The following is a 12957-nucleotide window of genomic DNA, read 5'->3' on the forward strand; positions in this document are numbered from 1 at the left end:
TTGGCCGCCGGACGGATCAGGCGTAGAAGGCGGGCTTGGCGATCATCTCGACCTTGACGACGCCGTCGTCGGTGAGCGCACGCACGCCGGCGTCACAGACGCACGCGGCGGCATACCCGTCCCATGACGTCGACCCCGTGTGCTCCCCTCGTGCGACGGCGCTGATCCACTCCTGCACCTCGGTGACGAACGCCCCCCAGAAGCGGTCGTTGTGGTCGCGCGCGATCGAGTTGCGCACCCCGACTCCGTCGCGCACGACGATCGCGTTCTGGTCCCCCAACGAGACCGTCCCCTTCTCGGCAACCGCCTCGCAGCGGATGTCGTAGCCGAACTGGCAGTTGACGAAGATCTCGTCGTCGACGCGCACGCCGGACTCGGTCTCGAGCACCAGCACCAAGGGGTCCTGCAGGTGCTCGAAGCGCAGAGACGTCTTCTTCGGCTTGTCGACGCGCGCCGAGACGAACTCCTCCCCGAGCAGCCACCGCATCGTGTCGACCTCGTGGATCGCGGTGTCGTTGATCGCCATGTCCCACGTGTAGTGCTCGGGCACGGTCGCGTTGCGATGCGCGCAGTGCACCATGAGCGTCTCGCCGAGCTCCCCGGAGTCGAGCAGCGACTTCATCTGCCGGTAGCTGCGGTCGAAGCGACGCATGAATCCCACGGTCACGAGGCGGCGCCCGCCCGCCTGCTCGGCCTCCATGATCCGCTGCGCCGCCTCGGCGGTCGGTGTCAGCGGCTTCTCGCAGAAGACCGGCTTGCCGGCCGCGATCGCGGCCAGGACGTCGACCTCGTGAGCGGGGCCGTAGCTGCAGATCATCACGGCGTCGACCTCGTCGGCGGCGATGAGGTCGCCCGACGACGCGTACGCGGTCCCACCGATCCGGTCGGCGACCTCCTTGGCGCGCACCTCGTCGACATCGGCGACGGCGACGACACGGCCGCCCGCGATGACGGTGTGGATGCGGTCGATGTGGGCCTGGCCCATGCCGCCGGGGCCGATCATGCCGATGCGAACGGTCATTGCTGTGACTCCTTCGTCACTGGGGCTCAGCGGAGGCCGAGACCGATGGATGCGAGGTACTCGCGGGTCTGGATGGCATTGGGCAGCGGGTAGGACGGGTCGCAGGGGTACATGTCCTGCTCGCACACGACGTAGAGCTCCTTGTCGAGGTCGGCGAGGGCCTCGACGAAGGCCGGCATGTCGGGAGCGCCAGCCGGCGGCGCGACCGAGCAGCCCTTGGCGACGGCCAGGCCGAAGGGCCAGTCCTCGTCGTGCGCCTGCTTGACGAGGCCCTCGTCCATCGCCTTGATGTGGACGTAGGAGATGCGCTCGGGGTACTTGCGGCACAGCTCCATCGGGTCGCCGCCGCCGTAGACGATGTGGCCCGTGTCGAGGCAGAAGCCGACGTAGTCCGGGTCAGTGGCCTGGAAGACCCGGTCGATGTCCTCGGGCGTCTCGATGTGGCTGTCCCCGTGCGGGTGCAGCACCATCTGGAGGCCGTAGTCCTCCTTCATGATGCGACCGAGCCGGTCGGCGTTGCTGATGTAGGCGTTCCAGGCCTCGGTCGACAGCACGCGGTCGTCGGTGTAGTCCCACGTCTTCTCGTCCCGGAACATCGGGGGCAGGTGCACGATGTACTCCGCCCCGACGGCAGCGTGCGTCTCGGCGATCTCGCGGAAGGTCTTCTCGGTGTCGGCCCACGCCTCCGGCTTGTGGAGGATGCCCCAGCCGGTGCCGGCAACGACCTTGAAGCCGCGCTGGTCCATCTCCTCCTGCAGGCGCTTCGGGTCCTTGGGGAAGTAGCCGAACGGCCCCGTCTCCATCACCGAGAAGCCGGCCTCGGCCATCTCGTCGAGGGCGGTCTCCCAGTGGATCTGCTTGTCGTCCTCGGGGAACCAGACGCCCCACTGGTCGGGACAGACGCCGATCGTCAGCTTGCTGTAGCGCTCGTCGGTGTTGCGGGCCTTGGACTCGGCCATCGTTGGTCGTTCCTCTCGAAAGGTTTGGGAGTCAGTCGTTCTGGGGGAAGCCGAGGTTGAGTCCGCCGTGGCTCGGGTCGAGCCATCGCGACGTGACGACCTTGCCCCGGGTGAAGAAGTGGACGCCTTCCATGCCGTGGGCGTGGGTGTCGCCGAAGAGCGAGTTCTTCCACCCGCCGAAGGAGTAGTACGACACCGGCACGGGGATCGGCACGTTGACGCCGACCATGCCGACCTCGACGTTGCGCTGGAACTTGCGCGCCGCGCCGCCGTCGTTGGTGAAGATCGCGGTGCCGTTGCCGTAGGGGTTGCTGTTGATGAGCTTCAGCCCCTCGTCGTAGGAGTGGACCCGCACGACCGACAGCACCGGCCCGAAGATCTCGTCGTCGTAGAGCGACATGCCGGGCTTGACGTTGTCGAAGAGCGTCGGCGCGAGGAAGTAGCCTTCGCCGTCCGAGTCGTAGTCGTCCCGACGTCCGTCGACGACGAGCGTCGCCCCCTCGGACACCCCGGCGTCGAGGTAGGACGTCACCTTGTCGCGGTGCTGGGACGTGACGAGCGGGCCCATGTCGCAGCCCCGCGTGCCGTCGCCGGTGACGAGCTTGCCCATCCGGTCCTTGATCTTGCCGATCAGCTCGTCGGCGATCGGCTCGACCGCGACGAGGGCCGAGATCGCCATGCACCGCTCCCCCGCCGAACCGAAGCCGGCGTTGACGGCGGCGTCGGCGGCGAGGTCGAGGTCGGCGTCGGGCAGCACGAGCATGTGGTTCTTCGCGCCGCCGAGCGCCTGGACGCGCTTGCCCTGGGCGGTGCCCGTCTCGTAGACATACTTCGCGATCGGGGTCGAGCCGACGAAGGACACCGACTTGATGTCGGGGTGCGTCAGCAACGCGTCGACGGCCTCCTTGTCGCCGTTGACGACCTGCATGACGCCGTCCGGCAAACCGGCCTCCTTCCACAGGGCGGCGATCGCAAGAGCCGCGGACGGGTCCTTCTCCGACGGCTTGAGCACGACGGCGTTGCCGCACGCGATGGCGACGGGGATGAACCACATCGGCACCATGGCCGGGAAGTTGAACGGGGAGATGACGGCGACGACGCCGAGCGGCTGGCGGATCGAGTAGACGTCGACGTTGGTCGAGGCGTTCTCGGAGAAGCCGCCACGCATGAGTGTCGGGATGCCGCAGGCGAACTCGGCGACCTCCAGGCCGCGAGTGACCTCACCGAGCGCGTCGGACAGCACCTTGCCGTGCTCGGCCGTGATGAGCGCGGCGATGTCCTCCTTGCGGTCGTTGAGCAGCTCGCGGAAGGCGAACAGGACGGCAGTCCGCTTGGCGAGCGAGGCCTCGGCCCAACCCTCCCAGGCGCCGGCCGCGCTCTTGACGACCTCGTCGACGAGCGAGGCCGAGGCGAGGTCGAGCACGCCGGTCTGCTCGCCCGTCGCGGGGTTGAAGACGGGCGACGTGCGTTCCGCGGTGCCGGTCCACGGCCGGCCGTCGATGAGGTGGGTGATGCGGGTTGGCGTGGTCATGAGGGTTTCCTTCTCTTGCAAGCTGGTTCAGGGGTATGCCGTGTGCTTGGGCGGGGTGGGCTCAGCGGCGGTTCGGGGAGACGAGCGTGGGAGCGGTGGCCCACTTGTCGAGGTAGGAGCGGATGGTGTCGCGCATGTAGGTGCTCGACTCACGCGCCCGGTCCTCCCAGGCGAAGACGCACGAGGTGACGATGCCGTCGAAGCCGATGCGCTCGAGGCCGGCGAAGAACTGGCCGAAGTCGACCTCGCCCTGTCCGATGTCGAGGTGCTGGTGCACCGTGACCTGAGAGCCGGGCGGGTTGACGATGTAGCGCAGCCCCGACGACGCGATGTGGTCGTAGGCGTCGGCGACGTGGACCATCGTCACGAGATCGCCTGCCTTGTCGAGGATCCCGTCGCAGTCGTTGCCCTGGTGGAAGGTGTGCGGAGCGCAGTAGAGGAAGCTGACGTTGGGGCTGTTGATCCCCTTGATGATGTCGACCGCGCGCTTGCCGTCCTCCTCCCAGTCGTCGGGGTGCGGCTCGAGCACGAGCCGGATCCCCTCCTTCTCGAAGACGGGCAGCAGCTCCTCCATCGACTGCCAGAACATCCGCTCGCAGGTCGCCGCCTCGCGCGGGTTGCCGTTGAACTCGGAGTTCATCGTGTCGACGCCGAGCAGCGAGGCGATCTGGATGGCGCGCGTCCAATAGCGCACCGCCGCCTTGCGGTCCTCCTCGTCGGGACCGCTCCACCTGAAGAGCGGCAGCACCGACGACACCCCGACACCCGCCGAGCGCAACGCCGTGCCGAAGGCGGCGACGCCTGCGTCGTCGACGCGTGGGTGGTTGAAGAACGGGATGAAGTCGTCGCGCGGCGACAGCTCGATCCACTCGTAGCCGAGATCAGCGACGAGAGAGGGCAGCTCGAGCAGTGGCGTCTCACGGAACATGTACGGGTCGAGGGCGAGCTTCATGACGAGGACTCCGGGCTTGTCGGGCTGGTGTTCGGGCGGCCGGGGGTGAGGAGCGGGCGCTGGGTGGCCTTGTGGTCGACGTACTCGCCGTATGCCGTCTGCGTCGTGTCGAGCTCGCTGACCGCCGAGACCGGCACGTCCCACCACGACGCGCTGTCGGGCGCGTGGACGAGCGGGTCGGTCTCGACGTGGATGACGACGGGTCCGCCGTCGGTCGGCCAGGCCTTGGCCTCCTTGATCGCCTGGTGCAGCTCGTCCAGCGAGTGCACCTCGATGACGTGCGCCCCGAGGGAGCGCGCGTTCGCCGCGAGGTCGACGGGCAGCACGTCACCGTCGAGACGGCCGGACGACTCGCCCCGGAACCGGTAGCTCGTGCCGAAGCGCTGCGACCCCAACGACTCCGACAGCGAGCCGATCGAGTGGAAGCCGTGGTTCTGCACGAGCACGACGATCACCTTGACCCGCTCCTGCACGGCGGTGACGAGCTCGGTCGGCATCATGAGGTAGCCGCCGTCACCGACCATGGCGAAGACGTCCCGTGACTCGTCGGCGAGGCGGATGCCGATCGACGCCGGCACCTCGTAGCCCATGCAGGAGTAGCCGTACTCCACGTGGTAGGCCTTGCGGTCCCGGACCCGCCACAGCTTGTGGATGTCGCCGGGCATCGACCCGGCCGCGCAGAGCACGACGTCGCGCGGGTCGCTCAGCTCGTTGACGGCGCCGAGCACCTGGCCCTGGGTCAGCAGCCCCTCGGCGAGGCGGTCGGTCACCTCGGCGGCCGGGTGGAAGGCGCCCTCGACGGCTGCGTCCCACTCGGTCCACAGCGTCGCCTGGCGGTCACGGTAGGCGTCGTCGACGGCATACCCCTGCAATGCCGTCGTGAGAGCCGTCAGCGCCTCTCGCGCGTCGGCGACCACCGACAGGCCCGAGTGCTTGCCCGCGTCGAAGCGGGCGACGTTGATGTTGACGAAACGGGCCCCGTTGTCCTGGAAAGCAGTCCGCGACGCCGTAGTGAAGTCGCTCCACCGCGTGCCGATGCCGATGACGACGTCGGCCTCGGCCGCGAGCGCGTTGGCGGCGGTCGTGCCGGTGGAGCCGATCGCACCCATCTCCTGCGGGTGACCGTGCGGCAGCGAGCCCTTGCCGGCCTGCGACTCCCCGACGGGGATGCCGGTGGCCTCGCAGAACGCGCGGAGCGCCTCCTCGGCCCCCGAGTAGTGCACGCCACCACCGGCGACGACGAGCGGCCGCTTCGCCGAGCGGATGACGGCAGCGGCGTCCGCGACGTCGACGGCCTCGGGCAGCGGGCGGGCCACCCGCCACGTGCGCGGCGCGAAGAGCTCGACCGGCCAGTCGTGGGCCTCCGCCTGGACGTCCTGCGGCAGTGCGATCGTCACGGCGCCGGTCTCGACCGGGTCGGTGAGCACCCGCATGGCGCCGAGGAGAGCCGACGGCAGCTGCTCGGGACGGCTGACCCGGTCGAAGAACTTCGACAGCGGGCGGAAGGCGTCGTTGACCGTCACGTCGGCGGCATACGGCAGCTCGAGCTCCTGGAGCACCGGAGCGCTGACGCGGGTCGCGAAGGTGCCGGACGGCAGCAGCAGCACGGGGATCCGGTTGATCGTCGCCAGCGCCGCGCCGGTCAGCATGTTCGTCGAGCCGGGACCGACCGAGGCCGTGCACGCCCACGTCTGCAGGCGGTCCTTCTGGCGGGCGTAGGCGACGGAGGTGTGGACCATCGCCTGCTCGTTGCGGGCCAGGACGTAGGGCAGGCGCTCCCGGCCGTCGGCCAGCTCGTTCTGGAGCAGCGCCTGACCGATCCCGGCGACGTTGCCGTGGCCGAAGATGCCGAAGCAACCGGCGAAGAGCTTCTGCCGCTCCCCGTCACGCTCGCTCCACTGGTTGGCGAGGAAGCGGACCACGGCCTGGGCCACCGTGAGGCGCACGGTCGTGGCCGCCTGGGTGTCGCTCGTCATCGAGCACCTCCAAGGGGAAGTCGGGGGTCGACCGGCTGGTCGGACCACGTGTCGCGGACCCACCCGTGGGCGGGGTCGTCGCAGATGAGCCAGGCGCGCTCCGCTCCGGGGCCGGCCATGACGTTGAGGTAGTAGAGGTCGTAGCCGGGCGCCGCCATCGCCGGCCCGTGCCAGCCGTGCGGCACGAGGACGACGTCGCCGGACCGGACCTCGGCGAGCACGTCGATCGGACGGTCGTCGGTGCCGTAGACACGCACATAGCCCAAGCCAGGACCGCCTTCGGCGGGCTGCCCCTCCAGGGTCGAATCAAGCTCGCTTCGCTCGGTTGATTCGACCTCGAAGTAGTAGATCTCCTCGAGCTCGGTCTCGACGCCCGGGCGCTCCTCGTCGTGCTTGTGCGGCGGGTAGGAGCTCCAGTTGCCACCCGGCGTGATCACCTCGCAGGCGATGATCGAGTCGGCGTCGAGCACGCCCGGGATGCCGAAGTTGCGGACCTCCCGTGACGCGACCCCCGCACCGCGCAGCTCGACGGGCACGTCCGCGGCGCCCACGTGACGGAACGGCGGCGTGTGCCGCTCCGCCGCGCGGGCGCCGCAGATCGCGACCCTGGCGGGGCCGCCCACGGCGGTCACCGTCAGCTGGCAGTCCCGGGAGGCATAGGCGACGTCGGTCGGGCCGGCGAAGACGGACTCCCGCCCGGCCAGGTGCGCCTCGTGCTTCTCGCCGTCCGCGTCGACGGCCGTGACGGACACGGATCCGGCGAGCGGCACGACGACGTGCTCCCACTCGCCCGCGACGACGGTGCGGCTCTGTCCGGGAGCGAGGTCCACGGCATACAACCGCGTGTGCGCCCACCCGTCGATGGTGTCGTCGATCGCGACGGACCACTCGGCCGTGCCGGCGCTCCCGAGCGGACGCACCCAGCGCTCGTTGTCACTCACGCGCCGACCCCGTTCCCGTTGGCCGACCCGTCGACGGACCCGTGGACGAGGCCCGCGGCGATGTCGACGGCCGCGGCGACGTCGCCGCCGGGCGGGAAGAGCAGGGCGCGACCGACGACGAGACCGCGCACGGCGGGAAGGTCGAGCGCGTGCCCCCACGACGCATACGTGTCCTGCGGGTCGCCCTGCGGGTCACCGCCGAGGAGCAGCGTCGGCAGCGTCGTCGCGTCCATGACCCGGTCGAGGTCGTCGACGACGGGCAGCTTGAGCCACGTGTAGGCGCTCGACGCGCCGAGCCCGGCGGCGATGTGGACCGACTTGATCGTCGAGTCCGGGTCGAGCTGGTTGACGACCCGACCGCCCTCGCGCGTCGAGAGGAACGGTTCGACCATCGCCATGACCTGGTGCTCGGCGAGCTCGGTGACGGCCCGTGCGCTCGCCTCGAGCGTGGCCACCGTGCCCGGGTCGTCGAGGCAGATGCGCGTCAGCATCTTGCCGCCGTCGATGCCGCGCGCCGCGATCTCCGCGGCGGTGTAGGCGGTGAAGCGGTCGTCGAGCTCGAAGCTGGCGCCCTGCAGGCCACCGCGGTTCATCGAGCCGATGGCCACCTTGCCGTCGAGGGCGCCGAGCAGGAGCAGGTCGTCGAGGATGTCGGGCGTGCCGAGCACGCCGTCGACGCCGGGACGCTCGAGAGCGGTGACGAGGCGGTCGAGCAGGTCGCTCCGGCTCGCCATCGCCGTGCCGGCGCCACGGACCCCGAGGGCCCCGCGGGCCGGGTGGTCGGCGGCCACGATCAGCATCCGGCCGTCCTCGCGCACGAGCGGGCGGCGCTGCCGGGCGGCCCAGGCGGCGGCGATGCGGCCGGGCTCGCGGACGCGGATCTCGGTCAGGTCGGCGACCGCGACCTTCGGGCTGGCGGCCGGGCTGACGGCCGAGCTGACGGCCGGGCTGACGGGCGTGGTGGTCATCGTGCCTCCTCGGCGACGGTGGCGAACGGGGCAGCGGGCCGGTCACGGGTGGCCAGGCGCTCCTCGACCTCGGCAGAGGTCGGCATCGCGGTGGAGCACTCGAGCTTGCTCGCGACGATCGCACCCGCGACGTTGGCGAACTCGAGGACGCGCCGCAGGTCCCATCCCTCGAGCAGCCCGTGGCACAGGGCGCCGCCGAACGCGTCGCCGGCGCCGAGGCCGTTGACGACGTCGACGGGGAACGGCGGCACCTCGACGCGCTCGTCGCGGGTCGCGGCGAGCACCCCGTTGGGGCCCTGCTTGACGACGGCGAGCTCGACGCCGCGCTCGAGCAGCGCGTCGGCGGCCCGTTGGGGGTCGGTCTCACCGACGGCGACCTCGCACTCCTCGCGGTTGCCGACGGCCACGGTCACGTGCCCCAGCGCGCGTCCGACCTGCTCGCTCGCCTCGGCCGGGTCGGTCCAGAACATCGGGCGGTAGTCGAGGTCGAGCACCGTGTGGGTGCGGCGGCCACGGGTCTCCCAGGCCCGGAAGTGCGCCGAGCGGCTCGGCTCCTGCGAGAGTCCCGTGACCGTCGCCCAGAAGACGCCTGCGTCACGGATGGCGCCGAGCGGCAGCTCGTCGGCCTCGATGATGAGGTCGGGCGCGATCGGGTAGCGGTAGAAGTAGAGCGGGAAGTCGTCCGGTGGGAACACCTCGCAGAAGGTGACCGGCGTCGGCGGACCCGCGACGGCGGAGACGAAGGCGTCGTCGACCCCGAAGCCCTGGAGGGCCTCGTGGATGTAGCGACCGAAGGCGTCCTGCCCGGTGCGGGTGATGAGGGCGACCCGGTGCCCGTGCCGGGCCGCAGCGACGCTGACGTTGGTCGCGCTGCCGCCGAGGAACTTCTGGAAGGTCTCGACCTTCTCGAGCCCGACGCCGTGCTGGAGCGGGTAGATGTCGACGCCGGTGCGTCCGATCGCAACGACGTCGTACGCGGTGTCGTATGCCGTGTCGCCGGGTGTCGTGGTGGGGGCGCTCATCGCGGCAACCTCCTTCACAGGCCGGGGATCTCGGTGAGGGCGACGGGGCGGTTCTCGCGGCGCGACAGCTCGCAGGCCTCGGCCACGCGGAAGGCCTGGAGGGCGTCGTGGACCGTGCACGGCGAGGCGAGCGAGCCGCGGGCGACGGCGGCGAAGGCCGTCAGCTCGGCGCGGTAGGCCGGCAGGAAGCGCTCCATGAACGACCAGTGGCGCGGGCCGGACGGGTAGGTCGCGCCGGGCTCGGCCGAGGTGACGGCGAGCGAGTCGTCGTAGCCGACACCGATCGTGCCCTCGCTGCCGAGGACCTCCATGCGCACGTCGTGGCCGGCGCCGTTGTAGCGGGTGGCGGAGAGCGACACGAGCGTGCCGTCGTCGAGCGTCAGGACGGCGGCGGCGGTGTCGACGTCGCCGGCCTCGGTGAAGAACGCCGCGCCCTTGTTGGCGCCGGTGGCGTAGACCGAGGCGACCTCGCGGCCGGTGACGAAGCGGATGATGTCGAAGTCGTGGATCGAGCAGTCGCGGAAGAGGCCGCCGCTCGTCGGGATGTAGGCGGCGTGGGGTGGCGCCTGGTCGTGCGTCTGGGCGCGGATGCTGTGCAGGAAGCCGAGCTCGCCACCCGCCACCGCCTGCCGGGCGCGCTGGTAGCCGCGGTCGAAACGCCGCTGGAAACCGACGTGGACGGGCGTGGAGGTCCGTGACACGAGTTCGGCGAGGTCGAGCGTCTCCTCGAGCGTCGCGGCGACCGGCTTCTCGCAGAAGGTCGGCACGCCGGCCTCGAGGCCGAGGCGGATGAGGGGCGCGTGGCCCGGCGTCGCCGTCGCGATGACGAAGCCGTCGACGCCGGAGGCGAGCAGCTCGGCGGGCGACGCGGCATACCCGACCTCGAGCTTGTCGGCGACGGCGCGAGCCGCGTCGGTGTCCAGGTCGGCCACGACGACCTCGTCGACGTCCGAGAGGTCGCGGAGGGTTTCGGCGTGAAATGCCCCGATGCGGCCGACTCCGGCCAGTCCGATGCGCATGTGCACACTCCCTTGGGTGATCGCGGTGGGCGGCGATCGGGTGGGTTGGTCGCCGCGGGGTCCGGTTGGGTCCGGTCGACGTGCGCGGGGGCGCCGTCGGCCTTCCGACAACGATCGTCGTGCCAGGGGCCACGTCGTGTCAAGCAAATGTTAGGACATTCTGATGTTTGCTCAATCTCTTGACACGACGATGAGGGCGGGGGATCCTCGAATCGCTGGCATCGACGCCGGGACCAGCAGACCTCCACCGCGAGGTCTGCCGCGACGCAGGAGCCAGGCCGACGCTCCACGGCTCTCCGCCCACCGCGCCACCGGCGCCCCGGGCCCGGGGCCGCACCCCTTGACCGACGGGATCTGCCGTCACAGCACGTCGCGCAATCCGGCGACCGGCCACCGCGACGCAACGAAAGGAATCAACGATGACTCCGACTCGGACTCGCAAGAGTTTGACCGTCGCCGCCGCCGTGGTCACCGCGGCCAGCTTCACCCTCGCCGCCTGCAGCAGCGGCGGTGCGCCGAGCACCACCTCGACGGGTGGGGGCGGAGGTGGCGGCGGCAACAGCGGCTACACCTTCGCCATGATCACCCACGAGACGCCGGGTGACACGTTCTGGGATCGCATCAAGGCGGGCGCCCAGCAGGCCGCCAAGGACACCGGCTCCACCTTGAAGTACTCCTCGGACCCGGACGCCGCCAAGCAGGCGGTGCTGATCCAGAACGCCATCGACTCCAAGGTCGACGGCATCGCCACGACGCTGGTCACCCCGGACGCGCTCATCCCCACGATCAAGAAGGCCGAGGCGGCCGGCATCCCGGTCGACACCTTCAACTCGGGCATCGACTTCTTCCAGCAGGCGGGGGCCCTGACGCACTTCGCCTCCAACGAGAAGCTGGCCGGGCAGGAGGGAGGCAAGCGGGCCGCCGCCGCCGGCGCCACCAAGATCCTCTGCACCATCCAGCAGAGCGGGTCGGTCGCCCTCGAGGACCGCTGCGCGGGCGTCAAGGCGGCCTTCCCGAACACCGAGAACCTGCAGGTCAACGGCGCCGACGACGCTGCCGTCACCAGCGCCATCCAGGCCAAGCTGACCCAGGACAAGACGATCAACTGGGTCATCACCCTCGGTGCGCCGCAGGCCCTCGACACGGTCAAGGCCGCCCAAACAGCCGGGCGGTCGGACGTGAAGGTCGGCACGTTCGACACCAACCCCGATGCGGCCCAAGCGGTCCAGGACGGCAAGATCCAGTGGTTCATCGACCAGCAGCCCTACCTGCAGGGCTACATGGCCATCACGCAGCTCTACCTCTTCAAGAAGAACGGCAACGTCCTCGGTGGCGGCCAGGCCGTGCTGACCGGCCCCTCCTTCGTCGACAAGACGAACATCGCCCAGGTCCTCCCGTTCATCAAGCAGAACACTCGCTAACCGCCTCCAGGGGGTCGGGCCCGTCCACGTCCGTCTGGGCAGCCCGGCCCCCGCCGAAACAGCACTGGAGCTGTCATGAGTAGCACCCCCGTCAAAACCGATCCCTCGCCCTCGGCCCCTGCCGAGGCATCCAACCGGGTCACCCTGGGCTGGTCGAACCGACTGCTGGCCCGACCCGAGATCGGCGCCCTCGTCGCGGCGATCGTCATCTTCATCTTCTTCCTCATCGTCGCGCCGGCCTTCCGCACCCCGGCATCGTTCTTCACCGTCCTCTACCAGTCCTCGACCATCGGCATCGTGGCCGTCGGGGTCGGCATGCTGATGATCGGCGGCGAGTTCGACCTGTCCGCCGGCGTGCTCGTCACCACTGCCGGGCTCGTCAACGCGATGTTCTGCTACCAGCTCGGGATCAACCTGTGGGTCGGCGCCATCCTGTCGCTGGTGCTGTGCCTGGCGATCGGGTTCCTCAACGGCTACCTGGTCATGAGGACCGGGATCCCGAGCTTCCTGATCACCCTGGGCACCTTCTTCGTCCTGCAGGGCGCGAACCTCGGCGTGACCAAGCTCGTCACCGGATCGGTGTCCAGCCCCAACATCAACCAGATGGCCGGCTACGACACCCTCACCTGGATCTTCGCCCATGAGTGGCAGATCGGATCGGTCTCGTTGTCGATCACCGTCGTCTGGTGGTTCCTCTTCGTGGCGCTCTCCGCCTTCATCCTGCAGCGCACGAAGACCGGGAACTGGATCTTCGCCGTCGGCGGCAACGCCGACTCGGCACGCGCGGTCGGTGTCCCCGTCACCCGCGTGAAGGTCGGCCTCTTCATGACCGTGGCCTTCCTGGCCTGGTTCGCCGGCATGCACTACCTCTACAACTACAACACGCTCCAGGCCGGCAACGGCGTGGGCAACGAGTTCCTCTACATCATCGCGGCGGTCGTCGGCGGCACGATGCTCACCGGCGGCTACGGCAACGCCATCGGCGTGGCCATCGGCGCCTTCATCTTCGGCATGACCAGCCTGTGCATCGTGTATGCCGGTTGGGACCCGAACTGGTTCAAGGCCTTCCTCGGCGTCATGCTCCTGCTCGCCGTCATGGTCAACCTCTACGTCAAGAAGCTCTCGACCGCCCGAAAGGTGGGCTGAC

Annotated in this window: 11 protein-coding genes; 2 read left to right on the forward strand and 9 right to left on the reverse strand. The window is 70.0% G+C overall.

Going from position 1 to position 12957, the window contains the following annotated elements:
- Nucleotides 1-16: 16 nt before the first annotated feature.
- From AC1DIW_RS05390 to AC1DIW_RS05430, 9 genes are all read right to left on the reverse strand, one after another.
- Entirely contained in the window at nt 17-1021 is a 1005-nt protein-coding gene (locus AC1DIW_RS05390; protein WP_478106748.1) for a Gfo/Idh/MocA family protein, read from the reverse strand.
- A 26-nt stretch (nt 1022-1047) separates the two neighbouring features.
- A complete protein-coding gene (locus AC1DIW_RS05395) occupies nt 1048-1980 on the reverse strand; it encodes a TIM barrel protein (RefSeq protein WP_478106749.1) in 933 nt (310 codons plus the stop codon).
- 31 nt (nt 1981-2011) lie between these two features.
- The gene (locus tag AC1DIW_RS05400; protein ID WP_478106750.1) at nt 2012-3511 is read right to left on the reverse strand and encodes a CoA-acylating methylmalonate-semialdehyde dehydrogenase; all 1500 of its coding nucleotides are present in this window, start codon (nt 3509-3511) and stop codon (nt 2012-2014) included.
- A gap of 61 nt (nt 3512-3572) precedes the next feature.
- Nucleotides 3573-4463, reverse strand: coding sequence for a sugar phosphate isomerase/epimerase family protein (locus AC1DIW_RS05405; protein ID WP_478106751.1), 891 nt, complete (start codon nt 4461-4463; stop codon nt 3573-3575).
- Nucleotides 4460-6439, reverse strand: a complete 1980-nt coding sequence (iolD, locus tag AC1DIW_RS05410; RefSeq protein ID WP_478106752.1) for a 3D-(3,5/4)-trihydroxycyclohexane-1,2-dione acylhydrolase (decyclizing) — start codon at nt 6437-6439, stop codon at nt 4460-4462. The genes AC1DIW_RS05405 and iolD overlap by 4 nt, the downstream gene beginning before the upstream one ends.
- A complete protein-coding gene (gene iolB / locus AC1DIW_RS05415; protein WP_478106753.1) occupies nt 6436-7380 on the reverse strand; it encodes a 5-deoxy-glucuronate isomerase in 945 nt (314 codons plus the stop codon). Before iolB ends, iolD begins: the two co-directional genes overlap by 4 nt.
- Nucleotides 7377-8348 carry a Cgl0159 family (beta/alpha)8-fold protein gene (locus tag AC1DIW_RS05420; protein WP_478106754.1) on the reverse strand — a complete coding sequence of 324 codons (972 nt, stop codon included), beginning with the start codon at nt 8346-8348 and terminating at the stop codon, nt 7377-7379. Before AC1DIW_RS05420 ends, iolB begins: the two co-directional genes overlap by 4 nt.
- Nucleotides 8345-9370 carry a 5-dehydro-2-deoxygluconokinase gene (gene iolC / locus AC1DIW_RS05425; RefSeq protein WP_478106755.1) on the reverse strand — a complete coding sequence of 342 codons (1026 nt, stop codon included), beginning with the start codon at nt 9368-9370 and terminating at the stop codon, nt 8345-8347. Before iolC ends, AC1DIW_RS05420 begins: the two co-directional genes overlap by 4 nt.
- A gap of 14 nt (nt 9371-9384) precedes the next feature.
- The gene (locus AC1DIW_RS05430; RefSeq protein WP_478106756.1) at nt 9385-10389 is read right to left on the reverse strand and encodes a Gfo/Idh/MocA family protein; all 1005 of its coding nucleotides are present in this window, start codon (nt 10387-10389) and stop codon (nt 9385-9387) included.
- Nucleotides 10390-10808: 419 nt separating this feature from the next.
- Here AC1DIW_RS05430 and AC1DIW_RS05435 point away from each other — a divergent pair, with 419 nt between their 5' ends.
- The gene (locus AC1DIW_RS05435; protein ID WP_442278733.1) at nt 10809-11810 is read left to right on the forward strand and encodes a substrate-binding domain-containing protein; all 1002 of its coding nucleotides are present in this window, start codon (nt 10809-10811) and stop codon (nt 11808-11810) included.
- A 75-nt stretch (nt 11811-11885) separates the two neighbouring features.
- Nucleotides 11886-12956: an ABC transporter permease gene (locus tag AC1DIW_RS05440; RefSeq protein ID WP_442278732.1), complete on the forward strand. Its 1071-nt coding sequence runs from the start codon at nt 11886-11888 to the stop codon at nt 12954-12956.
- Nucleotide 12957: the final 1 nt, after the last annotated feature.

It is taken from the genome of Terrabacter sp. 01T434, assembly GCF_056398545.1.